This is a genomic window from Methyloligella sp. GL2 (assembly GCF_013341275.1).
In the GTDB taxonomy this organism is placed as follows: Bacteria; Pseudomonadota; Alphaproteobacteria; order Rhizobiales; family Methyloligellaceae; genus Methyloligella.
Genome location: NZ_CP054476.1, coordinates 177,093 through 203,453 on the forward strand (window position 1 = coordinate 177,093; position 26,361 = coordinate 203,453).

The following is a 26,361-nucleotide window of genomic DNA, read 5'->3' on the forward strand; positions in this document are numbered from 1 at the left end:
TGTTCGGATACGCTCTCTAGTCTAACGCTCGTTAAGACCCCGTTGTTTCAACTGGAAAAATCCGAGCATTGCTGGGGCAGGCTGCCTTGCACCGCTGTCACAAGCATCCTCTACTGCTCGTTCGCAGGGACAGCCCGTCCCCGAAGGAACGTCGACGATGCCGATCGCAGGAGACGCCGGAGGAGCCTTGATGACCGAAATTTGCGTGCTGGCGCCATGGCCGATCTTCACCGTCACCATCGAGCGGACAGCCGAAGGGAAAGACGAGATCTATTTCCACGCTGGCGGGCAAGGCTTCTGGGTGGCGCGGATGATCGCCAATCTCGGCAGCAAGCCGATCTTGTGCGGCCCGATCGGCGGGGAATCCGGCACGGTGGTGCGGGCCCTGATCGAGGCGGAGGGCATCGCGCTGCAAGCCATCGACAGCGACGAATGGAATGGCGGCTATGTGCATGACCGGCGCGAGGGCAACCGCCAGACAGTCGCCGATATGGAATGCGCCGAGCTGAACCGGCATGAATCCGACGATCTCTACGACGCGGTGCTGACCGCCGGGATGCATGCCGGCGTGGTGGTGCTCACCGGTGCGATCAAGGAAGACATTCTGGCGCCGGAATTCTACCGGCGCCTGGCACACGATCTTCATGCCAACGGGGTGAAGGTGATCGCCGATCTCTCCCGCGGGGCGCTGCTGGCCGTGGATGGCGGGATCACGTTCTTGAAGGTCAGCCATGAGGAGCTGCTCCGGGCCGGGTTCTGCGAGAATACCGAGCGGGCGAATGTGGTCGCCGGGCTGCTCAAGATCAGCGAGACATCCAAGTCGGAGAACGTCATCGTCTCCTGCGCCGAGGAGCCGGCCATCGCCTTGCTCGGCGACCGGCTGCTGGAGGTGACACCGCCGCGCTTCGAGGCGTTGGATCATCACGGCGCCGGGGATTCCATGACCGCGGCGCTGGCGGTGGCCGAGGCAAGGCGCATGAAGCCGGATGCGGCCTTGCGCATGGCCGCGGCCGCGGGCGCGCTCAACGTCACCCGCCATGGATTGGGAACCGGCAAGCTGGCGCATATCCAGGAGATCGCCTCCCATGTCACGGTGCGGCCGCTGGACCGGAACAGCCTCTAATCCGCTTGCTCTATCGGCGGACGGGAACACGCGCTATTTGTTTTTTGCCGATATTCAATCGAGACGCCGGCTGGAATGGCCCAACCGAATAACGAGGCGTCTTGGACATATTTTGGGGAGCGCCAGATCATGAGTTTCAAGAGTTTCGCAGCCGGGCTGTGCTGCACCGTTTTGCTTCTGGGCGCTTCGTCGCCGTCGCGGGCCCAGAGCGAAGAGTATGTCTGGAGCTTCTACCAATATGACGAGACCGCCTCGCTGATCTTCGGCATTCCGGAGACCGACGCGGTGCGAGCCAATGCAGTGTGCGAGGGCGGGGCGCCGAGCCTGAAGCTGGAAGCCGATGTGGGCGGGCTCTCCAATGGCGAGGCGGCCGAGGTGAAGTTTTCCGCCGGGTCCTTCTCCGAGACGCTGCCGGGCGAGGTGATCGGCATCGGCGCGGAGATGGGCATCGCCGGGGTTGAGGTAAAACCCTCCACGGAGGACGGGCTGTGGCAGGCGATCGCCGATCAGGAGACGCTGACCTACGAAGTGTCCGGGCACCGCGCGAGCGATCTCAGCCTGAAAGGGGCCGAGGCCAAGGTGGAGCACTTCCTCGCTGCTTGTAACCGGCTTGGCGGCGGCACGGCGGAAATGGCTAACGACGAGCAAGAGGCCGCTCAGACCATGGCCGAGCAGGACCCAATCGAGGCGGCGGAAGCACCGGCTTCGGAAATCTCCGAGAAGGAAGCTTTCGAGAGCGCCAAGGAGCTCGGCACGGTGGAAGCCTGGGATGCCTTCTTGAGCAGCTTCCCGACCGGCTTCCGCGCCGATCTCGCCCGCGCTTACCTGGCGAAGCTGGGCTCAGCGCCACCGGCCAAGCTTCCGGCGGAACCGACGCCGAAGGAAGAGGCGGCCGCGGCCGAGCCGGAGATCCGGCTCTCCACCGTCAATCCGGGACCCGGCACGAGTGCGTGGGTGAATTTCGACTTCCCGATGGATGAGGGGAACAGCTCGGTCTTCGCCGCAAGCGTGCAGGCGCCGGGCATCCAATTCATCACCTATTGCAATGCCAATAAGAAGCTGTCGATGAAGCTGCAGGCGACGCCGCACGGCGTCTATCCGGCGTTCGACACCCGCATCTCTCAGGGGCTGGAGACGGCGATCGGCACCGGTTCCGATCCCGATGCGGGGCGCATGCTGCTGCAATTCTCCAACGGCGCTTCGGTGGCGACCGCAGCGCGGGTCGAGGGCATGACCGGCGATGTGGTGCTGAACGATCCGGCGAATGCGAAGGGCTTCGTTCCGGCCGGCGCCACGGTGAAGAACTTCCTCACCGAGAATAGCGTCATCCTCTCGGCGCCGCCGTTCCAGACCACCTTGCAGCTGAAGGGCAGCAAGACGGCGATCTGCGCCGTGCTCAACCGCTGCGGCGCCAGCGCGCCGGACTGCGCAGCGGAAAAGGCCGCGCCGAAACCAGCCGCCAAACCGAAGCCGAAACCGAAAAACAAATCCGGCTGCGGGGCGGGGCAGATCAAGGTGGAAGGGCGCTGCATGACGCCGAGCGATGCGGTGCGCTATTGTGGACCCGGCTATAAGGCCGTTGGCGGGCGCTGCGTGCAGCGGCAATCAGCGCCGGCACAGCCACAATGTCCGCCGGGCCTGGTGTGGAGCGCGCTCGAAGGCTGTCACGAGGACGACTAGCCCTTAACCTTGAGCGTTCAACCTTGCACCCGGGCTCGACCTGCGGCATTTCCATGCGGGCCCCTGGCATTCCGCGGCTGAAACAAGCATCTGGGATGGCGGCGTTGATTAAGGCTCGGAGGAAGTCCGCTTGAGCGCGACACGTCTTTTGACCAGCGAGTTCGACGGCAGCCGGCTGGCGCTTTCCGGCGGCGGCGCCTGGACGGCGCATCACGCCGCCGAGCTGGAGGCGCTGCTGGAAGAGACGCGCGCGAAAGCCACCGGCGCCAAGACGGTGCGCATCGATATGGGCGGCGTCACCGCCTTCGACAGCTATGGCGCCTGGCTGCTGGAGCGGCTGAAGCGCGAATGGCGCGATGCCGGCAGCAAGGTCACCGTCGCCAAGCTGCCGGCGCAGGATCACGGGCTGCTGGACGAGATGGCGGAGGTCAATCTCGACACGCCGCCTCCGCCGGTACGCGGCAATCCGGTGATCGAGGGCGTGGAGACGGTGGGCCGCGCCGGGGTCGGCACGGGCCGCGAATTCATCGACTTCGCCAATATGCTGGGCTCGCTCTCCGCCGCCGCTTTCGACGTGATCAAGCGCCCGATGAGCTTCCGTCTCACCTCGCTGGTGCATCAGCTCGACCGAGTGGCCTGGCAGGCGGTGCCGATCATCGTGCTGATCACGCTTCTGATCGGCGGCATCATCGCCCAGCAGGGGCTGTTCCATTTCCGCCGCTTCGGGGCGGAGGATTACGCCATCGACCTGGTCGGCATCCTGGTGTTGCGCGAGGTGGGCGTCTTGATCGTTGCCATCATGGTGGCGGGACGTTCCGGCTCGTCCTACACCGCCGAGCTCGGCTCGATGATGATGCGCGAGGAGATCGACGCGCTGCGGACCATGGGGTTCAACCCGGTCGAGGTGTTGATGCTGCCGCGGGTGCTGGCGCTGACCCTCGCTCTTCCCGTGCTGACCTTTATCGGCTCGATGGCGGCGCTTGTCGGTGGCGGCATCGTGGCTTGGCTTTATGGCGGGATGAGCCCGGAGATCTACATCACCCGGCTCGGCGACGTGATCTCCGTCGCCCATTTCAAGGTCGGGATCATCAAGGCGCCGTTCATGGGGCTCGCCATCGGCATCGTGGCTTGCGCGCAGGCGCTCAAGGTGCGCGGCTCCGCCGAATCCCTCGGCCTGCAGACCACCGCCTCGGTGGTGAAGTCGATCTTCCTGGTGATCGTGCTGGACGGATTCTTCGCCATCTTCTTCGCATCGATCGGGCTCTAGGACATGACCTCTTTCATGGCCGACGACGTCATCTCAGTGCGCGATCTGGTGGTTGGCTTCGACGACCGCAATGTGCTGGACGGGCTCACGCTCTCGGCCCGGCGCGGCGAGGTGCTCGGCGTGGTTGGCGCCTCGGGCAGCGGCAAATCGGTGCTGCTTCGGACCATCATCGGCCTGCTGCCGAAGCGCGGCGGCACGATCGAGGTTCTGGGTCAGGACCAATCGGACGCAAGCGACGAGGAATGGCGGGGGATCGAGCGGCGCTGGGGCGTGCTGTTCCAGCAGGGCGCGCTGTTCTCCTCGCTGACCATCCGCCAGAACGTGCAGTTTTTGATGCGCGAGACGCTGGATATCTCGCAAGAGCTGATGGATCAGATCGCGCTGGCCAAGCTGGAGATGGTGGGGCTGACGCCGCAGGACGCGGACAAGTTTCCGTCCGAGCTCTCCGGCGGCATGACCAAACGCGCAGCGCTCGCCCGGGCGCTCTCCATCGACCCGGAGATCGTGTTTCTCGACGAGCCGACCTCGGGTCTCGACCCGATCTCTGCGGGGGAGCTGGACGAGCTGATCCGCACCTTGCAGCAAACCCTGGGGCTCACCGTATTCATGGTCACCCACGATCTTGAGAGTCTTTATTCGATCTGCGACCGGGTGGCGGCAATCGCCGACGGGCGCATCGTGGCCGAAGGCACCATCGAAACCCTGCTGAAAAGCGAGCATCCTTGGGTGAAAGCTTATTTCGGAGGAAAGCGCGGCGAGCTGCTGGCCGCGCAGCGTAAACAACCGCAACCGGCGAACAGGGGCGATTAATGGAAACCCGCGCACGCTATATCCTGATCGGATCCTTCATGCTGGCCGCTGTGGTGGCGGTGTTCTGCTTCGTCTACTGGATGGAGAATACCGGCGGCTTCGGACAGCGGACGACCTACAAGATCCAGTTCGATACGCCGGTCTACGGGCTCTATCCGGGGTCGCCGGTGCTGTTCAACGGCTTGCGCGCTGGCGAGGTGACGGAGCTTTCGCTCGACGGCTCGGCCCCCGACGAAGCGCTGGTGACCATCGCGGTAGACAGCAATCTGCCCTTGCGGGAGGACACCAAGGTCGGCGTCGCGGTGCAGGGGCTGACCGGCTCCTCGGCCATCGCACTGACCGGCGGAGCGCCCGACTCTCCGGTGCTGGAAGGGAAAGACGGCGCCGCGCCGGTTCTGATGGCGCCGCCCAATGCCGGGCTCGACTGGATGCAGTCGGCGCAGTCGGCGCTGCAGAAGGTCGACGGCATCCTGGCCGAGAACCGCCAGAACCTGAAAGACGCCATCGCCAATTTCGATACTTTCTCCGGCGCGCTGGCGCGGAACTCCGACAAGATCGACGGGCTGATCGACGGGCTCGCCTCGCTCACCGGCGCCGGCAAGGACGAGGTCAAGGTGCGGGTGTTCGGCCTCGCCTCGGCGAAGGATTTTCCGGCGCCGCCGAAGACCAAGCCGGACTGGCAGCTTCTGGTGCCGGAGCCCATGGCACTGCTTTCGGCCAGCACCGAGAAGATCGGCGAGTTCTCGCCCGATGGCGAACGCACCGATCTTAGCGACGCGCAGTGGAGCGATTCCATGACCACGCTGGCGGGCGCGGCGATCATCGGCAGTTTCGAGAATGCCGGCTATCTCGGCTCGGTCGGCCGGCCGGCCGATACGCTCGACGCCGATTTCCAGCTGCAGCTGGATTTCCGTCGCTTTGCCCTGGTCACCGGCGGGGACCGGCCCGAGGCGACGATCGATATGGTGGCGAAGCTCGTGGAGCGGGACGGCAAGATCGTGGGCGCCAAGAAATTCAGCTCCAAGACGCCGGTGGGTTCCGATACGGGCGCCGCGGCGGCCATGGCGCTGAATGACGGCTTTCTGAAGCTGCAGGAAGCGCTGGTGCCTTGGACGGTGGAGACGATCGCATCGGCGCCGAAGCCGGCACCAATGCCCAGCGGCGACGATTTTCCCGCTCCTCCGGGCGATGACGGCGGCATGCCCGCCGATGGCATGACGCCTTAAGGCGAAGCACGCGTCGCGCGGGCTCCCAGGCCCGCGCCTCTCCTTGCGACAATCTGTGCCGGCACGATCCCTTGCCTTGCCGCCCCATCAATATATATTATATGCAATTATATATTGATAAGCGTCTAGCGAGGAAAAGACGATGGATTTGGTTCGCGTGACTGACCGGCTCGCGGTTGCCGAGCAACCGAAGCCTGAGAATTTTGCCGACTTCTTCAAAGCCGGCTTCAAGACCGTGGTCAACGCCCGCCCCGAGGGCGAGACCGAGGATCAGCCGGGCTCCGACGCGGAGGCGAAAGCCGCCGCCGATGCCGGGCTCGGCTACAGCAATGTTCCGGTGACCACCGACAGCATCACCGAGGCGGATGTGCGGAAATTCCAGTCCGCGCTCACGCAGTCGGACGGCCCCGTGGTCGCCCATTGCAAGACCGGCGCACGGGCTCTCGGCCTTTATGCGCTGGGCGAGGTTCTGGACGGGCGGATGAAGCCCGAAGATGTCGGGCTGTTCGGCACGCGCCACGGTTTCGACCTCGGCTTCGTCGACACCTGGCTGAACCGCCACGGCGTCAAGCCGGCCGCAGGCCATCCGATCGTGAAGGGCTTTTACGAGAAGCGCACCGGCAGCATCCAATATGTCGTCACCGATCCGGAGACGAAGAAATGCGCCATCATCGATCCGGTGCTGGATTTCGACGATAAGTCGGGTGCCGTCGCCACCATCGAGGCGGACAAGATCCTCGACTACATCGCCAAGGAAGGCTTCACGGTCGAGTGGATCCTCGACACCCACCCCCATGCCGACCATTTCTCGGCGGCGCATTACCTGCACGAGAAGACCGGCGCGCCGACCGGCATCGGCGAGCATGTGATCGACGTGCAGAAGCTCTGGAAGGGCATCTATAACTGGCCCGACCTGCCGGCGGACGGCTCGCAATGGGACCATCTGTTCAAGGACGGCGAGACCTTCAAGGTCGGCAACATCCCGGCCAAGGTGATGTTCTCGCCCGGGCATACGCTGGCCTCGATCACCTATGTGATCGGCGATGCCGCCTTCGTGCACGACACCATCTTCATGCCCGATAGCGGCACGGCCCGCGCCGACTTCCCCGGCGGCAGCGCCAAGGTGCTTTGGAAGTCGATCCAGGACATCCTGGCGCTTCCCGACGAGACGCGCGTGTTCACCGGCCATGATTACGAACCGGGCGGACGTAACGCGCTTTGGGAGAGCACCGTGGGCGAACAGAAGCAGAAGAACCCGCATCTGCACAACATGACGGAGGAAGAGTTCGTCAAGGTGCGCGAGGCGCGGGACCGGAGCCTGCCGATGCCCAACAAGATCCTGCATGCGCTGCAGATCAATATCCGCGGCGGGCGGCTGCCCGAGCCGGAGGATAACGGCCAGCGCTATCTGAAATTCCCGCTGAACGCGCTCGAAGGCGCGGCTTGGGACTAAGCGCCGTGGCAATCACAGGCTTCGAAAAGACCAAAGAGCTGAGCCTGGCTGAGATGCAGGCCCGCGCCGGAGAGGTGGCAGCGCTGTTGAAGACGCTGGCCCATCCGGCGCGGCTGATGATCGTCTGCACGCTCGTGGAAGGCGAGTTCTCGGTGGGCGAGCTGGAGGCGCGGCTGGATATCCATCAGCCGAACCTCTCCCAGCAGCTCACCGTGCTGCGCCAGGCGGAGATCGTCGAGACCCGCCGCGAGGCGAAGCAGATCTTCTACCGGCTCAGCGCCGAGAAGGCGGCCCGGCTCGTCGAGGCGCTCTATCACATCTACTGCGCCGACGCGGCGAACGGAGATTTGGAATGAGTATCTATTGGCCGCAGCTGGCCGGCGGCGCCTTGATCGGCCTGTCGGTCGCACTGCTGATGCTGCTCAACGGACGGACGGCCGGGATCAGCGGTCTGCTTGCCGGCGTGTTCCGCAAGCTGGATGAACGCTTTCTGGTGAATGCGCTGTTCGTCGCCGGGCTGATTCTCGGGCCGGTGATCTACCGCGCGGTGTTCGGCGGCTGGCCGGAGATCCACATTCAGGGCGGCGTGGTTCTGCTTGCCATCGCCGGCTTGCTGGTCGGCTTCGGCAGCCGTCTCGGCTCCGGCTGCACCAGCGGCCACGGCGTCGCCGGTATGGCCCGGCTGTCGCCCCGCTCCATCGCCGCCACCCTCACCTTCATGGCCACCGCCATCCTCACCGTCTTCGTTATGGGGCTTTTCGGACTATGAGTATTTTGCGCATCGCCGCAGCGCTTCTTTGCGGCACCATGTTCGGCTTCGGCCTGTCGCTTTCCGGCATGGTGGATCCGAGCCGGGTGCGCGGCTTTCTCGACATCGCCGGTGACTGGAATCCGAGCCTTGCCTTCGTGCTGTTCGGTGCGGTGGCCGTCGCCATGCTCGGCGTGGTGATCCGGCGGGCCATGGGCCATCCGCTGTTCGATCAAGGCTTCCAGCTTCCCAGCACGACTCCGATCGATAAACGGCTGATTGGCGGCTCGGCGATCTTCGGAATCGGCTGGGGTATGGCCGGGCTATGCCCGGGACCTGCCATCGCCGATCTGGCTCTCGGCGTAACACCGATCGTCGTGTTCGTCACCGCCATGGTGATCGGCATGCTGATCCATGACAGGGCGGTGTCCTCCTCGTCATGCTGACCGGCAATCTTCTTGCCATCGGCTGCGGTGCCCTGGTGGGCTTCGCTCTCGGGCTGATCGGCGGCGGCGGCTCGATCCTGGCGACGCCGCTTCTGCTCTATGTGGTCGGCATCGAGCAGACCCATGTCGCCATCGGCACCAGCGCGCTGGCCGTCTCGGTCAACGCCTATGCCAATTTGATTTCCCATGCCCGCGCCGGCCATGTCTGGTGGCGCTGCGCTATCGTCTTTGCCATCGTCGGCTCGCTCGGCGCCCTGCTCGGCTCAAGCCTCGGCAAGGCGGTGGATGGGCAGCAGCTGCTGTTCCTGTTCGGCATTCTGATGGTGGTGGTGGGCGTGCTGATGCTTCGCCCGCGCACCGCATGCGCCCCCGGCGAGCGGAATGCCAATCTCAAGACCTGCGTGACGACCGGTGCGCTGGCGCTGCTCGCCGGCGCCGGATCCGGCTTCTTCGGGGTGGGCGGCGGCTTCCTGATCGTGCCCTGCCTGATCGCGGCAACGCGCATGCCGACCATCAACGCGGTCGGCTCCTCGCTGCTCGCCGTGGGCACGTTCGGGCTGGTCACCGCCATCAACTATGCCCGCTCGGGACTTATCGACTGGCCGGTGACGGCGGAGTTCATCGCCGGCGGCATCCTTGGCGGGCTGGCCGGCATGATGCTGGCCAAGCGCCTCTCCGGCGAGAAGGATTACCTCAACAAGATCTTCTCCGTGGTGATCTTCGCGGTCGCCGCTTATATCCTCTATCGTTCACGAGGCGCCTTTTTGGGCTAAAGCAACGAAGAGCGCCTAGCGCTCTTCCTCCACCTGGCCTTCGGTCTCCGGGCAGTCGGTGCTGACGAACTTGCCGTCGATGGTCATGCCGAAATGATCCATGCCACCCATGGGCGGATCGAAGGTCATCTTCACCACGGCGTGGTAGCGCTTGTCGAAATCGCCGGACAGCGCCGTAGAGATTACCTGCTTGGCGCCGTTTTGCATGCAGGTGACGTTGACGATGGTCTCGCTGCCGGCATCCAGAACTTCCGGCTCACCGCATTCGCCGGCATTTTCCGGAATCGCGATATTGTCCTTGTCGGTCACGCAGATATCGAAGACGCGCTTGCCGACGCCGGGCGTAACGGTGGTGAGTTCCCAATGGCCGAGCTTGCGCTTAGGGACTTCGGTGGCCGAGGCCGGGACGGTAGCGAGAGCAAAGCCGCAAAGCAGCATTGCAATGGCCATCTTGGTGGAGACGTGAACGCTGGACATGGGATCCTCTTGGGTCGTTTCCGTATTGGATTTTTCTGGCTGGATTTTTTTTCTGGCTCGACCTTGTTTGCCGGTCGTGATCGAGGCGGACAATAGCGCAGATGGGCCTGGCACGAATGCCCGACTTCACAGGATAATTTTTCCTGCGCCCTGCCTGCGATTTCCGCCTGAGCCCGAAGCGATGCTAGACTTGCTTTCACTGGCAATGCGAGGTCGGCGGTTTCATGCGCGGACTGAAAGACACCGGATATGTCCTGAAAAAGCTCGCCTGGATGCGGGACGAGGCGATCTGGCCGAACGGCCTGCGCTACCTTTGGACGGATGCTTTCGGGCTGGTGCTGCTGGTGTCGCTGTATGAAGAGCTGAACGAGCCGCGCTATCTCGATGAGGCGAAGGCCTTAGTCGCCGAGGTCGACCGGGTGCTGGGGCGCAAGCGCGGCATCCGCATCGGCGAGGAAGCCGACCGCGACGGACAATATTTCCACTATCTGGCGATGTGGCTCTACGCGCTCTCGGTGCTCGGCCGGCACGATCCGGCTTACCGCGAGAAGGGCGTGGCGCTGGCCAAGGATGTCCACCCCGCCTTCTACGTGCCCGGCCGCGGGGTGTGGTGGAAAATGGAAGAGGATCTTTCCGGCCCCTATCCCGGATACGGCTTCGGCGCGCTGGACGCCTTCGACGGCTATGTTTCCTACCGGATGCTGGACGAGACGGCGCTGGCGCCGGAGATCGCGCAGATGCGGACGCTGATCGACCAGACCGCGCCGCAGCTGACCATCACTCAGGATCTCGGCATCGGCATGATGCTGTGGATGAGCCATTTCTTCCCGCAAGAGCCCTGGGCACGCGAGCAGCACCGCCGCTGCCTCGCCGTGCTCGGCCATATGTGGATCGAGGAGGGCTATTTCTGCCGCGAGCCGGGCCTACCGCAGATCCGCTTCGCCTTCACCAATTACGGCGTCTCGGTGGGCTTACAGGCGGTGGATGCCTGGCCGGAGCAGGTGGAGGCGCTGAACCGCTATTTCGAGAGCTACCGTTCAGGCGACGAATACGACCGGGCCGCGATCACCCATGTGATGGCCTGCAGCTCGCATTTTCCGGGGCTGCTGATCCCCAGCTAGCGCGGAAACGGCCGCGCCGCCGTCTACACGTCGATCAGGCCGAGATAGATCGCCTTCACGACGCCATGGGTCTTGTTGCTTGCTCCCAGCTTGGCGATGGCATGGCGCAGATGGGTCTCGACGGTGGATTCGGAGATAAACAGAATGCCGGCGGTATCGGCGACGGTCTTGCCGCGCGCCGCCCAGGACAGCACATCCCGTTCGCGGTCGGTCAGGGTGATCGCAGTGCGCGGGTCCTGCTGCGCTTCGAGGATCCCCTGGCGATTGCGGTGCTGCTCGGCGACGATGTCGATCGCCCGCTGCGCCCAATAGATCATGATCAGGTGCAGGTCGTAGCGTTTGCGCGAGAGCAGGAAGCGGTATTTCTTGACCGGATCGGTCCAATAGAAAGCGCTGGAGCTGGAATAGACCCGCCCCAACGGGTCGGTGTAGTGGAAGGGCACCACGAAGCCTTCCCGGAAACCGTGGTCCTGGGCGGCCTCCATGGTCTTCCAAGCGCCGGACTTGCGCCCGGTTCCCTCGTATTTCGGGACATCCACATCGCCCCAGGAGAAGGGCGTATTGCTGCGGCGCACACGGGCCACGCAAGGATCCACATGAACGAAACCGTTGGAAATATAGGTCGAAACCCAATTTTCGGGCGTCGTTCCAATATAAAAAGGCACGTCTACATGGGGATTTCCAGCATCCAGCATGTTAAACGAGGAAAATCCATAGTCCTCAATAATACCTTGAAGCGTATTCTTTAACTCTTCGGTGGAGCTACACGTCTCTATAGCTCCAACTGCCTCATCCACCTTCATCATAATTCAATCTCCCGATTTTTCGGGACTGGTTTGCCTGCCCTCTCCTGACGACAGTGGGACCGGTAACATATTCCTCACGGCGATTATGGGTCATGGCACCACAGGCGCAAATCTACAGAGCGGTTTTCTGCCGCGCAAAAACCGATCCGTACACTGTCTATGCACTACAGCGCTTCCGCAAGTCGCTGTTCGTCGACGAGCTCGGCTGGGATTTGACCACATTTGGCGACCGCGAGTCAGACCAATTCGACACCGATGCTGCAGTGCACTGCGCGCTCTTCAAGGACGACGCCATCATCGGCGGTTTCCGGGCGCTTCCGACAGATACTAACTACTTGGTCCGAGACGTTTTTCCCCAGCTCGCAACTCTGCGCGCTTATCCCTCGCGGGCAGATGTGTGGGAGATAAGTCGCTTCGGTGTGGCTCCCTGCACCGAGCGGCTTTATCTCGCCCGCGTCCTTTATTCGCTCATGTTCCGGTTCGGCCACTCCCGTCAGGCAACGGCTCTCGTGGCGCTGGCCGACCTCACCTATGAGCGATTTTTGACACGGCTGGGCATCCGGACCCGGCGCTACGGGCCGCCTCAGGTGATCGGGACCGATCGCTCCGGGCGCAACCTCCGGGCCGTCGCGGGCGAAATTCCTCTTCAAGATCAGAACGGCGAGAAGTTCCAGCAGCTTTTGTCGCTGGCCAGCAAACTGGATATCCAAGATGAAGCACATGTTCGCAGATCTGAGCGCATTTCGGCGTGATCCCCTCGGCTTCATGCGCGAGAAGGGCAACAATAGCGGCAACGAGCCGCTGGTGCGCCTCGCGCTCGGCCCCAATCCGATCTATCTGGTCGCCTCGCCCGAATGGGTGAAACCGATCCTGAACCGGTCGGAAGAGGAGATCTACAAGGGCGCGTTCATCCGCAAGCTGAGGCCGGCTTTCGGCGAGAGCTTTCTGCTGCTCACCGGGGATGAGCATAAGCGCCGCCGCGGCGTGGTGCATGCCAAGCTCGGGCGGTCCACGGTGCTGGAGCAGGTGCCGGCGATGGCGGCGTCGATCCGCCAGCTGGCCGGTTCGCTGGCCCGCGAGGAGAGCTTCGACGCTCACAAGATCACCGGGCCTTTGACCTTGCGGCTGATCTCGATTGCGCTTTTCGGCCATCAGGTGCTGTCCCCGGCCGACGAGATGGCGCTGCTGCGCGCGGTCAATCTGATCGAGTACGAGCTCGACCAGGACATGTTCCGGGTGATCCCGCGCGGACCCCGCGCCTGGCTGCGGCGGCGGCGCAAATATGCAGAGGCCCATAAGATCATGGAGCTGGTGGTGCGGCGGGTGCGCGCCAATGCCGGCCAGGGCAGCGTGCTCGGTTCGCTGGAGGAGCTGGGTCTCAGCGATAGCGATATTCGCGACGAGATTCTGACCATGCTTCTGGCGGGCCATCACACCACGGCCTCGGCGGCGGTGTGGCTGCTTTACTATCTGACCACGGAGCCCGGCCTTGCCGACCGGATCGCCCAGGAGTGCATGGCGATCACCGACGGCGGGGGCGATATCGTTGCGGCGGACCTGAAGAATGCCCCGCTCAGCATGGCGCTGGCGCGGGAGGTGTTGCGGCTCTACCCCTCGGCCTGGTGGTTCTCGCGGGAAACCAAGAAGCCGGTGGAGATCGCCGGCCATAAGCTGAAGAAGGGCACCTCCTTGCTGTTCTGCCCCTGGCAGCTGCAGCGGCATCCGGACTATTGGGACGACCCGGACAATTTCCGCCTCGACCGGTCTTTCAACAACAAGTCCTACATCCCCTTCGGGGTCGGGCCGCGGACCTGCGTCGGCATGGGCGTGGCGCTGCTGGAGCTTCAGCTCCTGGCGCTGGAATTTGCCTCCGCCTACAGCATGTCGCTGGTGAGCGAGATGCCGGCGCCGGCGCCGAAAGTCTCGGTGACGCTGATCCCGCCGCCGATCGAGCTGCGGCTGAGCATCCGCGAGAACTTCCAATTCGGCGAGGCCGCCGCCTAAGGATCGACCGCCATGGCGCAATCGGGGCCGTACAAAGGACGCAGGGGCGAGATCATCCCGCTTCCCCGGACGGCAGCCAGCGATCTGGGACATGGCCGCTCGATTTGGCCGGTCATCGCGGCGATGGACTATCTGCTGGAGAATCTGGAGGAGATGAGCCCGATGAGCGCCCATCTCCTACGCATGTCGCGGCAGAACCTCCTCGACGAGTTCCTCCCCAGAGCGACCAAGATGGGGCCACGCGAAAGCTCCTAAGCGCCAGCTCGCGGGACGCTTCGCCGCTCCCATCTTGGCGTTGCCTCCGGCAAGTGATATTTGGCCCATCCCGCGCACCGCACTGGGCGGCGCGCGGCTTATCTGCTCGACAATCGGCTTTCACAAAAGGACCGCCGGTCTGTCCCGTCCCCTTGCCGGGTGCGCGGCGGCATCGGCGTCTTCAGCTCATGGCCTCCAGCGTCAACGACCATAGCTCTGCCCGCGAAGCGGGCGAGAACACGGTGGTTGCGATCCTGATCGCAGTCAGCGTCTGTCACATGTTCAACGATGTGATCCAGTCGCTGATCCTTGCGACCTACCCGCTGCTGAAGCAGAACTTCGCGCTGGATTTCGGCCAGATCGGGCTGATCACCTTCGCCTTCCTAGGCACCGCCTCGCTGCTGCAGCCGGTGGTCGGCTATGTCACCGACCGCTATCCGACGCCCTATTCGCTGGTGGTCGGAATGGGTTCCTCGCTGGCCGGACTGCTGCTGATGGCGGCGGCCTCCAGCTTCACCATGGTGCTGATCGCCGCAAGCCTGATCGGAATGGGATCGTCGGTGTTCCATCCGGAGAGCTCGCGGGTAGCGCGGCTCGCCTCGGGCGGGCGGCACGGGCTGGCGCAATCGGTGTTCCAGGTGGGCGGCAATTTCGGCACCGCCATCGGGCCGCTGCTCGCCGCCTTCATCATCCTGCCGAACGGGCAGGGGGCCATCGCCTGGTTCGCGATCATGGCGCTCGTGGGAATGATGCTGCTCGGCGGCGTCGGCTCCTGGTACGGCAAGACGCTGAAGCTGAAACGCGTCTCGATGGAAGACGAACGCAAAGCCGTGGAGGCGGTGACGCGCAAAAGCGTGGCCAAGCCGATCGCGATCTTGCTGGCGCTGACCTTCTCCAAGCATTTCTACCTGGTCAGCCTCACCAGCTTCTACATCTTCTATCTGATCCAGAGCTTCGATATCTCGGTGCAGGGGGCGCAAGTCTATCTGTTCGTGTTTCTGGGCGCGGTGGTGGCCGGAACCGTGATCGGCGGTCCCATCGGCGACCGGATCGGTTCGCGCCGGGTGATCTGGTGGTCGATTCTCGGCGTGCTGCCGTTCACCCTGGCGCTGCCTTACGCCAATCTGTTCTGGACGGTGGCGCTGACCATTCCGATCGGCGTGATCCTGGCCTCGGCCTTTCCGGCCATCGTGGTCTATGCCCAGACGCTGATTCCAGGACAGGTGGGCATGGTGGCCGGGCTGTTTTTCGGATTCGCCTTCGGAATCGCCGGCATCGGCGCCGCTCTGTTGGGCTGGCTGGCCGACCGGACGAGCATCGATTTCGTCTATCACATCTGCGCATTTTTGCCGGCAATCGGGCTTTTGGCCGTGTTCCTGCCGGAAACTGGCGCGGCGATGCCGAAAATGGCCGAAAAACCGTCCACAGTTTAACCACAGGCGGATTAACTCATGGTGCTAATTGCCTTTTTCCTGCCTGCAAGACGTGGCGAAATAGGAGTTTGAGTAACGGGCCAAGGCCTTTGGCCATAAGGGGGCGGCCCATTTTGAAAGGAAGCGGGGGACGATGCGCGACATTCGTAAAGATTTGCAGGACCGAGCACAGATCCTTGAGGACGAGATCAATGCCGCCCAGGTTCAGTTCGACAAGAAGGTCGAGCAGCTAAAGGTCGAGCGGGATACGCGGATCGAGGAGATCCGCGACGAGATCGCCGCGCTGAACCGGCTGATCGAGGCGGAGAAGCGCCGCATCGATCAGGCAACGCCGCAGGCTCCGGCTGCGGTAGCGTTGAGCCCCGGACAGCAGGCTCTGGTGGATTTCGTGCTGCGGACGCTAAGCGAGCACGGCCCGATGTCGGTCGAGACCTTGCGCGACTGGTCGATGCGGGAAGGCTTCTTCACCGAGCCGGATTCGGCAACGCGCGGCATGCAGGCCGTGCTGATGGCGACGGTGAAGAGCGGCCGCATCCGGCAGCTGCCGAACGGCACCTTCGCCTCTGCATTGCTGATGGATCAGCTGCGCCAGCGCCAGGCAATCTAGACAGCAATTTCGTAGAGACTTGTTCGTAGAAACTTGCGCGCGGCAGGTTAGACCAATTTGCCAGGCCAATATGTCAGGCCGGCTCAGGCAACGGCCTGCCGCGCGATAGCTCGATCACATCGTGACGGACCTTGGTCTCCGCATAGCGGGCCAGGGCCTTGCGGTCCTCGAACTCGGCCAGCGGAACGGGCGGACCTAGGCGGATCGAGACATCGAGGGGGCCCAGCCCCAAGAGCCGCCAGCCGTGGCTTCCCATATCCATATCGCCATACCAGCCGATGAGATGGCGCCGGCGGCAGCCGACCGGAAGCCCGTAGATCCTGCGATAGCTGACGGCGAGGGTTTGCGCGGTCAGATCCTTCTGGGCGGCCTCCTTGCCGCGCGGTTTCACCGAGGCGAAGAGCGAGGTCTTGAACGGCAGCACGTAGTTGCCGTCGCTGCTGGTACCCTCGGCGAACAGCACCACATTGTCCCCGGCCCGCAGGCGGTTCAGAATCTCGCTGGCCTTGGTGCCGACTTCTTTCGGCTTCTCGCGATCGACGAAGACCGAGCGCTGCAGCTTGGCCAGCCAGCTGACGAAGGGCCAGGTGGAGACTTCGCGCTTGGCGATGAAGGACACCGGCGCCACCGCCGAGAGCACCGGAATATCGAGCCAGGAGACGTGGTTGGAGATCAGCAGCACGCCGGGTTTGCCTGGCTGGTGCTCGGCAATCTCGCCTTCGACATGGACGCGGATGCCGAGGATCTTGCAGACCCAGCGGTGATACCAATGGGGAAAGGTGCGGGCGCGGTCCGAGCCGAACTTGAGAAAAAGCAGCTGCACCGGCATCAAGGGAAGGGTAAAAATCATGAACGTGGCGAGCACGAAAAAGCTGCGGACATGCTTCATAGCTGGCGTTACCCCTCCTCGCCGCGTTTGATCGGCGTGCCGAACAGCTCCAGCCGGTGGCCGGTGAGCCGATAACCCAGCTCGCGGGCCACCGCCTCCTGAAGACGCTCGATCTGCTCGTTGCGGAACTCGATCACCTTACCGGTTTTCACGTCGATCAGATGGTCGTGATGTTTGTGATGAGCGGATTCGTAGCGGGCGCGACCATCGCCGAATTCGTGGCGTTCCAAAATGCCTGCCTCCTCCATACGCCGCAACGTCCGGTACACGGTGGAAAGCGAGATGCGGTCGTCATGGGCGCTGGCGCGGCGGTGGACCTCCTCGACATCGGGATGGTCCTCAGACTCGGAGAGTACCCGCGCAATGACACGGCGCTGCCCGGTCATCCGCATGCCGTGCTGGGCGCATTGGCGCTCGAGCCTGGTTTCCGCTGTCGCAGGTTTCGACATCATCGCTTCCGGACCTTCCTCCCCGACTTGCTAGCCCCGCCGGTCCGTTTTCACCGGCATCATCGGCAACCCTCTTCTAAAGGGCAAGGCTGAAGATGGCAGCGTCGCCGCCGTCGGCATAGTAGCCTGGACGCTCGCCCACCGGGGCCGCGCCGAGGCTCTCATATAGCGCAAGAGCGCCGGTGTTTTTCGTATCTACTTCAAGAAATAACGTGGCAACACCGCGCGCCTTCAGCCCTTCCATCGCGGCCTGCATCATCGCCTTCGCGATCCCTTCCCTTCGCTGCTCCGGGGCGACGGCGATGGTCAGAAGCTCGGCCTCGTCGGCCGCGATTCGGGTGAGCAGAAATCCGGCGCAGCGCCCCTCCGCGCGTTCGGCATTGAGGCAGAGACATTCGGGGCTGGCGAGGAAGACGGCGATGGATTGAGCGTCCCAGGCCGGATCGAAACAGCGCTTATGCAGCTTTGCGATGTCTTGAGTGTCGGCGAGATCGGCCCGGCGGATCGAAGCTGCCGGCGCGGGCGCGGGCGCGCTCATTTCCGGGCCACCGATTTTCCGGTCTGCGGCTTGGCGTCGGGCGGGCGCAAATAGAGTGGGCGAAGATTGGGCATCGCATCGCCGCCCTGCAGGGCCAGAAGGCCGAGGCTCACGGCATCGGGCTGCAGATCGGGAGCGAGGGCGTCGAGCTGGCGGCCTTCCTTGCCGGCTTCGGCCCTTAGCATCTCCGCCCCACTGCCGAGCACGCGCGTGACGGAGGCGGGCAGCAGGCCAAGCGCATCGGCCGGGCTGACGATTTGCGGCCCGCTCTGCCGGGCGGCCTCGGCATCGAAGACCCCGAAATACAGGCGCTCGCGCTTGGCATCGACGGCGATGGCGAAATCCGCATCGCCGTTCAGCGCTTCCTTCGCGGCGCGCTTGGCCATCACCGACAAGGCATCGGTGCCCCAAAGCTCGGCGCCCGTGGCCAGCGCCAGACCACGGGCGGCGGCAATGGCAATACGCACGCCGGTGAAGCTGCCCGGGCCGGTGGTGGCAGCGATGCGGTCGAGATCGGCGAAGGCGAGCCCCGCCTCGTCCATCGCCTGCTCGATCATCGGCATCAGCGCCTCGGCATGGCCGCGGGCCATGGCCTCGGCCCGGGAGGCGAGCACGCGTGGTGCATTGCCGCCGCGCAAGACGGCAGCGGAACAGTTGCCCATGGCGGTGTCGAGCGCCAGGACCGTCGCGTCGTGCTGCATGGCGTTCCCCGGCTAAAGGATCTCGGCGGTCTCTTCGAAGGTCAGGCGCGGATGCCGCGGCATCAATGCGCTTTCGTCGCCATAGCCGAGATTGCAGAGGATATTGGACTTGATCGGCGTACCGGCGAAGAAGGCTTCGTCGACGCCGTCATTGTCGAAGCCGGACATCGGCCCGCAATCCAGCCCCAGCGCGCGGGCGGCGAGAATGAAATAAGCCGCCTGCAGGCTGCCATTGCGGAAGGCGCTCTGGAAGATCTTCTCGTCCTTGCCGACGAACCAGCTCTTGGCGTCGGTATGGGGGAAAAGCGTCGGCAGCTTTTCGTAGAACTCCAGGTCGTAGGCGATGATGGCGCAGACCGGCGCCTGCATGGTCTTGTCGCGATTGCCTTCGGAGAGGAACGGCTTCAGCTTCTCCTTCGCCTCGCTCGACTTCACGAAGACGAAGCGCGCCGGGCAGGAATTGGCCGCTGTCGGCCCCCATTTGGCAAGATCCACCAGCTCGCGCAGCAGGAAGTCGGGAATATCCTTGTCGAGCCACTTATTGTGGGTCCGCGCCTGACGGAATAGCTGATCCAGCGCGGGCGCCTCGAGCCGCGCCTCCCTGTCGCCCCCGTTTGCCATCAGACGACCGGCCGGACTTCTTCCACCTCGGGAATGAAGTGGCGGAGCAGGTTCTCGATGCCGTGGCGCAAGGTGGCCGTGGAAGACGGGCAGCCGGCGCAGGCACCGCGCATATGCAGATACACCACGCCGTCGCGGAAGCCATGGAAGGTGATATCGCCGCCATCCTGAGCTACGGCGGGGCGCACCCGCGTCTCCAGCAGCTCCTTGATGGTGTTGACGATCTCCTCGTCCTCCGGCTCGAAGAACTCGTCCGCCTCGCCGCTATTGTCGCCGAAATTGCCTTCGGTGACGGCGGCGCCGGACATGTAGTGCTCCATGATGGCACCGAGAATGGCGGGCTTCAGATGCTGCCATTCGGCGGCATCCTTGGTCACGGAGATGAAATCGGAGCCGAAGAACACGCCCGAGACGCCGTCGATATCGAACAGGCGACTGGCAAGCGGCGACGAGGCGGTCTCCTCGCCCTTGCGGAATTCCAGCGTGCCGCCGCTTTCCAACACCGGACGGCCGGGCAGGAACTTCAACGTCGCCGGATTCGGCGTTGCTTCGGTCTGAATAAACATCGTCTTGGCCTTTTCAAACGGCTGCCGCCGGCGCCAGAAGCGGCATTCTTAGAATGGGTCTACACTTGGTGTCGTCAAATCGGAGTTTAAAGGGAAAGATAGGCGAAATCAGCCCTGTTCAGAAGGGGTTGCGGCGATTCCAGCATCGATTCCCGGGACCGGGCCGGCCCTTTAGGCCATTTCGAGGATTTCTTCGATGCCGAGACAACCGGGGACGACGGTGATGGGGATGTGGAAGCTGCCGGCGCGGCCGGCAAGCGAGGAGACCAGCGGGCCCGGGCCGGAGGGATCGCGCGATGCGCCGAGCACCAGCACGCCGATATCGGCATCCTCGTCGATCAGCTTGGTGATCTCCTCCGCCTTGTGGCCTTCGCGGATGATCTCCTCGGGCACGATCTTCTCGAAGCCCATGGTTTTCAGCTTGCGGCCGAACAGGCGAAACACGGCGCGGGCCTTGTTGATGCCCTCCTCGCGGGCGATTTCCTCGACCCCCAGCCAATGCTGGAAGTCGCCGGGCTCGATGACGAAGAGCAAGGCGAGCTGGCCGGCCGTGCGCTTGGCGCGGCTGGCGGCATAGGCGAGCGCGCTTTCGCATTCCGGCGTCTCGTCGACCACGACCAGAAGCTTGCGCTTATGCCCCTCATGGAAGACTTGCCGTTTCCTGCGGGGCCGAGGCGTATCGCTGCCGGTTTTCGCGCCAGCCTTGGCGGCACTCTTGGCAGCAGTCTTCGCCGGCGCTTTGGCCGCCGCGCGCGACTTGGTCTGAGGTTTCGGGGCCATGGCGAGCATGCTGCCACTAACCCCCCGGCCCAACAAGGATTTCCGTTAAGCCTGCGTCACCGGGTGATAAAGCCCACGATTTCCTTGGTTTTCGCCAGAATCGGATCGGCGATGGCCCGGGCCCGCTCGGCGCCGTCGGCCAAAATCGCGTCGATGTGAGTCGGATCTCCGAGCAGCGCCCGCATCTCCGTGGCGACGGGCTCCAACTTAGTGGTGGCAAGCTCGGCCAGGGCCGGCTTGAAGGTGGAGAAGCTGGAGCCGCCGAATTCGGACAGCACCGTGGCCGTATCGGTCTCCGCCAAAGCGGCGTAAATCCCGACCAGATTGCGCGCCTCGGGGCGTTCCTTCAGCCCGTCGATCTCGGAAGGAAGCGGCTCCGGATCGGTCTTCGCCTTCTTGATCTTCTTGGCGATGGTGTCGGCATCGTCGGTCAGGTTGATGCGCGACATGTCGGAGACTTCCGACTTCGACATCTTCTTGGTGCCGTCGCGGAAGCTCATCACCCGGGTGGCGGGGCCGGAGATCAGCGGCTCGGGCAGGGGGAAGAACTCTTCCAGTTCGCCGGCCTTGGCGATCATCTCGGCATAGTCGTTGTTGAACTTCTGGGCGATGTCGCGGGCCAGCTCCAGATGCTGCTTCTGGTCCTCGCCCACCGGCACATGGGTGGCGTGATAGATCAGGATGTCGGCGGCCATCAGCACCGGATAATCGTACAGCCCGACGGAGGCGTTCTCGCGGTCCTTGCCGGCCTTCTCCTTGAACTGGGTCATGCGGTTCAGCCAGCCGATGCGGGCGACGCAGTTCAAGATCCAGGTCAGCTCGGCATGGGCCGGAACCTGGCTCTGGTTGAAGACGATATGGCTCTTGGGGTCGATGCCGGCGGCGATGAAGGCGGCGGTCACCTCGCGGGTGTTGTGACTGAGCTCGGCCGGATCCTGCCACATGGTGATGGCGTGCATATCCACCACGCAATACAGGCACTCATGGGTGTCCTGCATGGCGACGAATTTCTTGATCGCGCCGAGATAGTTGCCGAGATGCAGATTGCCGGTGGGCTGAACGCCCGAAAGAACCCGGTCTTTTGAGGCTGGCATGTCCCCGTATCCTCCTAAGAAACGTTGGGCGTTATGGCGCGGCGGGCGAGGCGAGGCAAGACGCAAGCGCCTCATCCGGTAAATCGACGTGGTTTCAGGCCGCGTTGAGGTTCTTCAGCACCCGGCGCAAGGTCATCACGCCGAACAGCTCGGCGGCGCCGAAATAGACGCCGAGCCCGGCTCCGACCAGAACCAGCAGCGCCAGAACCTGGATCACGAGCCCGTTCTCCGGGCCGAACCAGGGCCAGAGCAGGCTGCTCGCCAGATAGAGCGCAACGCTCATCAACACGGTGGCGAGGCAAATACCCCGGAAGCGGCGGCGGAAGGTCATATCGAATTTCAGCCCGTCGCGCTTCTTGAGGTGATAGGCGAGGAGCCCGGCATTGATCCAGCCGGCGATGGTGGTGGCCAACGCGATGCCGACAGCGCCGAGCAGCACGAACAGGACGATGCTCAGCACCGCATTGGCGGCCAGGGCATGGCCGGCGCAGAGCATCGGCGTCTTGGTGTCCTCGCGGGCGAAGAAGCTGGGGTGGAAGATCTTCACCAGCACATAGGCCGGCAGGCCGAAGGCGAAGGCGGTGAGGATCGAGGCGGTGGCGCGGGAATCGGTGGCGGTGAAGGCGCCATGCTCGAACAGCACGCGGATGATCGGCTCGGCGATGAGGATCAGCGCCAGGGCGGCGGGCAAGGTGAGCAGCAGGCCGAACTCCATGGAGCGGTTCTCCGCCTCGATCACCGCTTCATGATCCTCCTCGCGCAGGCGGTGGCTGAGCTCGGGCAGCAGCACCACGCCGATGGCAACGCCGATGACGCCCAGCGGCAATTGGAAGATGCGCTCGCCGTAATACAGCCAGGAGACGGCGCGGTCCTGGAGCGAAGCGATGATGGTGCCCAAGATGATGCTTGCCTGTGCGATGCCGCCGGCAAGGAGGCCCGGCGCGGCGAGAGTGGCCAGGCGGCGCATCTCGTCGTTCCAGACCGGCCTTGTGAACCTCAGCTGCAGGCCGGTCTTGGCGGCGGCGAACAAGATCACCACGACCTGCAGCAGTCCGGAGGCGGCAACGCCCCAGGCCAGCGCATAGCCCACCGTGGTCTGATCCGCCCGGTAGCCGAAGGCGACGAGGCCGAGCAGCACGGCGATCAGCACCACATTGAGCAAGGTGGGCACGAAGGCGGCGATGGCGAAGCGGCCAAGCGAATTCAGCATGCCGCTATAGAGCGCCACCACCGACATGCACAGGAGATAGGGAAGCGCGATGCGGGCGAGCCAGACGGCGAGCTCGAATTTCGGCGGATCGGCGGTGAAGCCCGGTGCCAGCAAAAGCATCAGCCAGGGCATGGCGATCTCGCCGAGGATCGTGAATATCACCAGGATGCCGGTGAGCCCGGCCAGAGCCTGGGCGGCGAAAGCCTTGGCCGCCGCTTCTCCCTCTCCGTGATAGCGCTTGGCGAAAAGCGGCACGAAGGCGGAATCGAAGGCGCCTTCGGCGAAGAGACGCCGGAACAGGTTCGGAATGCGGAAGGCAACGAAGAAAGCATCGGCCGCAGCCGAGGTGCCGAGCAACGCCGCCATCAGCATATCGCGCAGGAAGCCGAGAACGCGGCTTACGACCGTCATGCCGCCGACAGTGGCGAAGGCGCGATAGAGGGCCATCGGCTCTAGCGCCTAGACCGGCTGCAATGCCGCGGCGCGGTGCCCATCAGGCCGCGGACTCGGTATCTTGGCTGCGCTCGCGCAGCACGTGGCGAAGCCGCTCGCGGATCGCCGCCTCGCGCTTGGGCTCCTTGATCTTCTTGCCCGTCAGATCGGTGACGTAGAACACGTCGACCGCCTTCTCGCCGAAGGTGGCGATATGGGCGGTGGCGATATCCAGCTTCAGATCGGTGAAGGCGCAGGTGATCTCGTAGAGAAGGCCCGGCCGGTCGAGCCCGTTGACCTCGATCACCGTGTGATTGTCGGACAGGGTGTTGTCGATGATGACCTGGGGCTCGACGGTGAAGACGGCGACTTTCGGCACGGGCGGCTGACCGTCGGAGACCACGTCCTCGAGCCTAAGCTCGCCGCGCAGCAGCTTCTCGATGGTCTGGCCGATGCGGCCGGCGCGGCGCTCCTCGTCCTCGCTGAAATCGAATTGCCGCTCCAGATGGATGGTGTCGAGCGCCATGTCGTCGAGCGTGGTGGAGATCTGCGCATCGGCGATATCGGCGCCGGCCCGGTGGCAGGCGCCGGCGATCATCGACAGAAGCCGCGGATGGTTGGGCGCCAGGATGCTGATCTGGGTGACGGCGCGGAAGGCGTCGGTGGAGATATGGGTGGCCAGCGATTTGCCGGCCTCTTCCGCCTCGCGCACCAGCTTGGCGTGCTCCACGACAAGATCCGGATCGGTGCGCAGCCAGTAATCGGGGCTGTGGCGGTCGATGAAGCGCTGCACCGTCTCGGCGGGCCAGTCGGAGAGGCGCGTCCGCAGATCGTCCTTGGCCTGGTCGATGCGCTGAGAGCGGCTCATGGCGGTATGGCCGCCACTCAGAAGCGGTTCGGTCTCGTGATAGAGGGTGCGCAGCAGCTGCCCCTTCCAGCCGGTCCAGACGCCGGGACCGACGGCGGAGATATCGCAGACGGTGAGCACCAGCAGCAGCTTCAGCCGCTCGCGGCTTTGCACCAGATCGGCGAAGTCGCGGATGGTCTTGGGGTCGTTGAGATCGCGGCTCTGGGCGTATTGGCTCATATCGAGATGATGCTCGACCAGCCAGGAGACGGTTTCGGTCTCGGCGGCGGAAAGCCCCAGCCGCGGGCAAAGCTCGCGGGCGACGCGGGCGCCGGCAATAGAGTGATCCTCGTCGCGGCCCTTGGCGACATCGTGCAGCAGCGCGGCGACATAAAGGGCGCGGCGATTGTCGATACTGCCGATGATCGAGCTGGAAAGCGGATGCTCCTCGGCATAGTCGCCCTTCTCGATCCCGGCGAGATAGCCGAGGGTGCGGATCAGATGCTCGTCCACGGTGAAGTGGTGATACATGTTGAACTGCATCATCGAGACGACGCGGCCGAAATCGGGGATGAAGCGGCCTAGCACGCCCGCCTCGTTCAGCTTGCGCAGGATGCTCTCGGTATCGCGCGCCTCGGTGAGAAGCTGCAGGAACATGGCATTGGCCTGCTTATTCTCGCGGAAATCGTCGTCGATCATGCCGAGATTGGCGCGGAGCAGGCGCAAGATGGCCGGCGAGAACGAGACCTGGTGCTGATCGGCGATGACAAAGACGCGCAGGATGTTCAGCCGATCGCGCTTGAAGATGTCCTTGTCGGCGAAGATGCGGCCGTTCTCGATGCGGAAATCGGAGGTGTAGCGGACCTGCAGGCGGCGGCGCCAGCCGAAGGGCGAGAGCAGCGCATCCAGCGCGGGCAGGGATTTGAGCTGCTTCATCTCCAGCGCCGTGCAGACGATGCCGGTGAGATCGCCCACCTCCTTGGCCACCAGGAAGTAGTGCTTCATGAAGCGCTCGACGGCGCGCAGCCCGTTATGGGAGCGGTAGTGCAGCCGCTCGGCCATACGCTGCTGCAGGTCGAAGGAGAGGCGCTCCTCGGCCCGGCCGGTCAGGAAATGCAGGTGACAGCGCACCGTCCATAGGAAGCTCTCGCAGCGGCAGAAGCTGCGATATTCGCCGGGGGTGAACACGCCGACCTCGACGAACTCCTCCTCCGCCTTGTCGGGATAAAGATGCTTGGCGAGCCAGTGCAGCGTGTGCAGGTCGCGCAGGCCGCCCTTGCCTTCCTTGACGTTGGGCTCGACCCGGTAGCGCGAGGCGCCGGAGCGGGCGTGGCGCTCGTTGCGCTCCTCCAGCTTGGCGTCGATGAAGGGGCGCGGATTGGCGGAGAGCACATCGTCGCGGAAGCGCTGCTGGAACTCGGCGAAAAGCGCTTCGTCGCCGAGAATGCGGCGGGCATCGAGCAGCGCGGTGCGGATGGTCATATCCTCGAAGGAGAGGCGCACGCATTGATCGACGCTGCGGGTGGCGTGGCCGACCTTCAAGCCGAGATCCCACAGCAGATAGAGCATGAATTCGGCGACGCTCTCGCCCCAGGCAGTCTGCTTATAAGGCAGCAGGAACATCAGATCGATGTCGGAGCCCGGCGCCAGGCGGCCGCGGCCGTAACCGCCGGTGGCCACCACCGCCATGCGCTCGGCGGCAGACGGGTTCTCAGCGCGGTAGACATGCTTGACGATCACGTCATAGGCGAGACGGATCAGCGCATCCTGGAATTCGGAGATGCTCTCGCTACAGCGGATGCCGTCGCCATCGGCATTGAGCTGGCGCTCGGCCTGGGCATGGGCTTCGTCGATCAGGCCGCGGAAGCGCTTGGCCATGGCGTCGCGCAGCGCCAGCTCCTTGCCGGCACAGCCTTCGGCAAGCGCCGACATTTCGGAGCGCAAGGCTTCGAAGTCGAAGAAGGGTGCGGGAATGAGCGTCGTTTGGTCCATATCCGGTCCATGG

General features: G+C 64.1%; 28 protein-coding genes. 16 read left to right on the forward strand and 12 right to left on the reverse strand.

The genetic code is table 11. The annotated features are described in order from the left end of the window. The first annotated feature begins 190 nt into the window (after window positions 1-190). The 10 genes from HT051_RS00815 (at window position 191) to HT051_RS00860 (ending at window position 9,526) form a co-directional block, all read left to right on the forward strand. Window positions 191-1,123, forward strand: a complete 933-nt coding sequence (locus HT051_RS00815; protein WP_174540274.1) for a PfkB family carbohydrate kinase — start codon at window positions 191-193, stop codon at window positions 1,121-1,123. Window positions 1,124-1,252: 129 nt separating this feature from the next. Further along, entirely contained in the window at window positions 1,253-2,803 is a 1,551-nt protein-coding gene (locus tag HT051_RS00820) for a hypothetical protein (protein WP_174540275.1), read from the forward strand. A gap of 130 nt (window positions 2,804-2,933) precedes the next feature. Continuing rightward, on the forward strand, window positions 2,934-4,070 hold the full coding sequence (locus tag HT051_RS00825) for an MlaE family lipid ABC transporter permease subunit (protein ID WP_174540276.1): 1,137 nt from the start codon (window positions 2,934-2,936) through the stop codon (window positions 4,068-4,070). A 3-nt stretch (window positions 4,071-4,073) separates the two neighbouring features. After that, complete coding sequence (locus tag HT051_RS00830; protein WP_174540277.1) at window positions 4,074-4,880, forward strand: ABC transporter ATP-binding protein; 807 nt, start codon at window positions 4,074-4,076, stop codon at window positions 4,878-4,880. Continuing rightward, the gene (locus HT051_RS00835; protein WP_174540278.1) at window positions 4,880-6,106 is read left to right on the forward strand and encodes an MlaD family protein; all 1,227 of its coding nucleotides are present in this window, start codon (window positions 4,880-4,882) and stop codon (window positions 6,104-6,106) included. Before HT051_RS00830 ends, HT051_RS00835 begins: the two co-directional genes overlap by 1 nt. A 142-nt stretch (window positions 6,107-6,248) precedes the next feature. After that, complete coding sequence (blh, locus tag HT051_RS00840) at window positions 6,249-7,559, forward strand: bifunctional sulfur transferase/dioxygenase Blh (protein WP_174540279.1); 1,311 nt, start codon at window positions 6,249-6,251, stop codon at window positions 7,557-7,559. Window positions 7,560-7,612: 53 nt separating this feature from the next. Beyond that, window positions 7,613-7,915 carry a sulfite-sensing transcriptional repressor BigR gene (bigR, locus tag HT051_RS00845; protein ID WP_174542796.1) on the forward strand — a complete coding sequence of 101 codons (303 nt, stop codon included), beginning with the start codon at window positions 7,613-7,615 and terminating at the stop codon, window positions 7,913-7,915. After that, window positions 7,912-8,328: a YeeE/YedE family protein gene (locus HT051_RS00850; RefSeq protein WP_174540280.1), complete on the forward strand. Its 417-nt coding sequence runs from the start codon at window positions 7,912-7,914 to the stop codon at window positions 8,326-8,328. Before bigR ends, HT051_RS00850 begins: the two co-directional genes overlap by 4 nt. Further along, a complete protein-coding gene (locus HT051_RS00855; protein ID WP_174540281.1) occupies window positions 8,325-8,753 on the forward strand; it encodes a YeeE/YedE family protein in 429 nt (142 codons plus the stop codon). Before HT051_RS00850 ends, HT051_RS00855 begins: the two co-directional genes overlap by 4 nt. Next, on the forward strand, window positions 8,747-9,526 hold the full coding sequence (locus tag HT051_RS00860) for a sulfite exporter TauE/SafE family protein (RefSeq protein WP_174540282.1): 780 nt from the start codon (window positions 8,747-8,749) through the stop codon (window positions 9,524-9,526). Before HT051_RS00855 ends, HT051_RS00860 begins: the two co-directional genes overlap by 7 nt. Window positions 9,527-9,541: 15 nt before the next feature. Here HT051_RS00860 and HT051_RS00865 read toward each other — a convergent pair whose 3' ends face one another. After that, window positions 9,542-10,003, reverse strand: coding sequence for a DUF3617 family protein (locus tag HT051_RS00865; RefSeq protein ID WP_174540283.1), 462 nt, complete (start codon window positions 10,001-10,003; stop codon window positions 9,542-9,544). Window positions 10,004-10,227: 224 nt separating this feature from the next. Between HT051_RS00865 and HT051_RS00870 the strand changes: the two genes are divergently transcribed. Then, entirely contained in the window at window positions 10,228-11,124 is an 897-nt protein-coding gene (locus tag HT051_RS00870) for a hypothetical protein (protein WP_174540284.1), read from the forward strand. Window positions 11,125-11,147: 23 nt separating this feature from the next. On the opposite strand, the gene HT051_RS00875 is transcribed toward HT051_RS00870, so the two are convergent. Further along, window positions 11,148-11,930, reverse strand: a complete 783-nt coding sequence (locus tag HT051_RS00875; RefSeq protein ID WP_371740594.1) for an autoinducer binding domain-containing protein — start codon at window positions 11,928-11,930, stop codon at window positions 11,148-11,150. A gap of 92 nt (window positions 11,931-12,022) precedes the next feature. Here HT051_RS00875 and HT051_RS00880 point away from each other — a divergent pair, with 92 nt between their 5' ends. The 5 genes from HT051_RS00880 to HT051_RS00900 all read left to right on the forward strand — a co-directional run bounded on the left by HT051_RS00880 (window position 12,023) and on the right by HT051_RS00900 (window position 16,229). Then, window positions 12,023-12,682: an acyl-homoserine-lactone synthase gene (locus HT051_RS00880; protein WP_174540285.1), complete on the forward strand. Its 660-nt coding sequence runs from the start codon at window positions 12,023-12,025 to the stop codon at window positions 12,680-12,682. Beyond that, window positions 12,651-13,934, forward strand: a complete 1,284-nt coding sequence (locus tag HT051_RS00885) for a cytochrome P450 (protein WP_174540286.1) — start codon at window positions 12,651-12,653, stop codon at window positions 13,932-13,934. Before HT051_RS00880 ends, HT051_RS00885 begins: the two co-directional genes overlap by 32 nt. Before the next feature lie 12 nt (window positions 13,935-13,946). Next, window positions 13,947-14,189 (forward strand): hypothetical protein, encoded by a 243-nt coding sequence (locus tag HT051_RS00890; protein WP_174540287.1) that lies wholly within the window; start codon window positions 13,947-13,949, stop codon window positions 14,187-14,189. Between the two features lie 188 nt (window positions 14,190-14,377). Further along, a complete protein-coding gene (locus HT051_RS00895; RefSeq protein WP_174540288.1) occupies window positions 14,378-15,622 on the forward strand; it encodes an MFS transporter in 1,245 nt (414 codons plus the stop codon). 133 nt (window positions 15,623-15,755) lie between these two features. Beyond that, entirely contained in the window at window positions 15,756-16,229 is a 474-nt protein-coding gene (locus HT051_RS00900; RefSeq protein ID WP_174540289.1) for a hypothetical protein, read from the forward strand. A gap of 73 nt (window positions 16,230-16,302) precedes the next feature. On the opposite strand, the gene HT051_RS00905 is transcribed toward HT051_RS00900, so the two are convergent. The 10 genes from HT051_RS00905 to HT051_RS00950 form a co-directional block, all read right to left on the reverse strand. Continuing rightward, window positions 16,303-17,118 (reverse strand): 1-acyl-sn-glycerol-3-phosphate acyltransferase, encoded by an 816-nt coding sequence (locus tag HT051_RS00905; RefSeq protein WP_174540290.1) that lies wholly within the window; start codon window positions 17,116-17,118, stop codon window positions 16,303-16,305. An 8-nt stretch (window positions 17,119-17,126) separates the two neighbouring features. After that, complete coding sequence (locus HT051_RS00910; protein WP_208454352.1) at window positions 17,127-17,570, reverse strand: Fur family transcriptional regulator; 444 nt, start codon at window positions 17,568-17,570, stop codon at window positions 17,127-17,129. A gap of 73 nt (window positions 17,571-17,643) precedes the next feature. Next, a complete protein-coding gene (gene rimI, locus HT051_RS00915) occupies window positions 17,644-18,105 on the reverse strand; it encodes a ribosomal protein S18-alanine N-acetyltransferase (protein ID WP_174540291.1) in 462 nt (153 codons plus the stop codon). Next, complete coding sequence (gene tsaB, locus HT051_RS00920) at window positions 18,102-18,806, reverse strand: tRNA (adenosine(37)-N6)-threonylcarbamoyltransferase complex dimerization subunit type 1 TsaB (RefSeq protein ID WP_174540292.1); 705 nt, start codon at window positions 18,804-18,806, stop codon at window positions 18,102-18,104. Before tsaB ends, rimI begins: the two co-directional genes overlap by 4 nt. 12 nt (window positions 18,807-18,818) lie before the next feature. Beyond that, window positions 18,819-19,427, reverse strand: coding sequence for a malonic semialdehyde reductase (locus tag HT051_RS00925; protein ID WP_174540293.1), 609 nt, complete (start codon window positions 19,425-19,427; stop codon window positions 18,819-18,821). Further along, window positions 19,427-19,993 carry a NifU family protein gene (locus HT051_RS00930; RefSeq protein WP_174540294.1) on the reverse strand — a complete coding sequence of 189 codons (567 nt, stop codon included), beginning with the start codon at window positions 19,991-19,993 and terminating at the stop codon, window positions 19,427-19,429. The genes HT051_RS00925 and HT051_RS00930 overlap by 1 nt, the downstream gene beginning before the upstream one ends. A gap of 171 nt (window positions 19,994-20,164) precedes the next feature. Then, window positions 20,165-20,773 carry a universal stress protein gene (locus HT051_RS00935; RefSeq protein ID WP_174540295.1) on the reverse strand — a complete coding sequence of 203 codons (609 nt, stop codon included), beginning with the start codon at window positions 20,771-20,773 and terminating at the stop codon, window positions 20,165-20,167. Between the two features lie 56 nt (window positions 20,774-20,829). Then, window positions 20,830-21,867 carry a tryptophan--tRNA ligase gene (gene trpS / locus HT051_RS00940; protein ID WP_174540296.1) on the reverse strand — a complete coding sequence of 346 codons (1,038 nt, stop codon included), beginning with the start codon at window positions 21,865-21,867 and terminating at the stop codon, window positions 20,830-20,832. A gap of 94 nt (window positions 21,868-21,961) precedes the next feature. After that, window positions 21,962-23,524: a murein biosynthesis integral membrane protein MurJ gene (murJ, locus tag HT051_RS00945; RefSeq protein ID WP_174540297.1), complete on the reverse strand. Its 1,563-nt coding sequence runs from the start codon at window positions 23,522-23,524 to the stop codon at window positions 21,962-21,964. Between the two features lie 46 nt (window positions 23,525-23,570). Continuing rightward, window positions 23,571-26,348: a [protein-PII] uridylyltransferase gene (locus tag HT051_RS00950; protein WP_174540298.1), complete on the reverse strand. Its 2,778-nt coding sequence runs from the start codon at window positions 26,346-26,348 to the stop codon at window positions 23,571-23,573. Window positions 26,349-26,361: the final 13 nt, after the last annotated feature.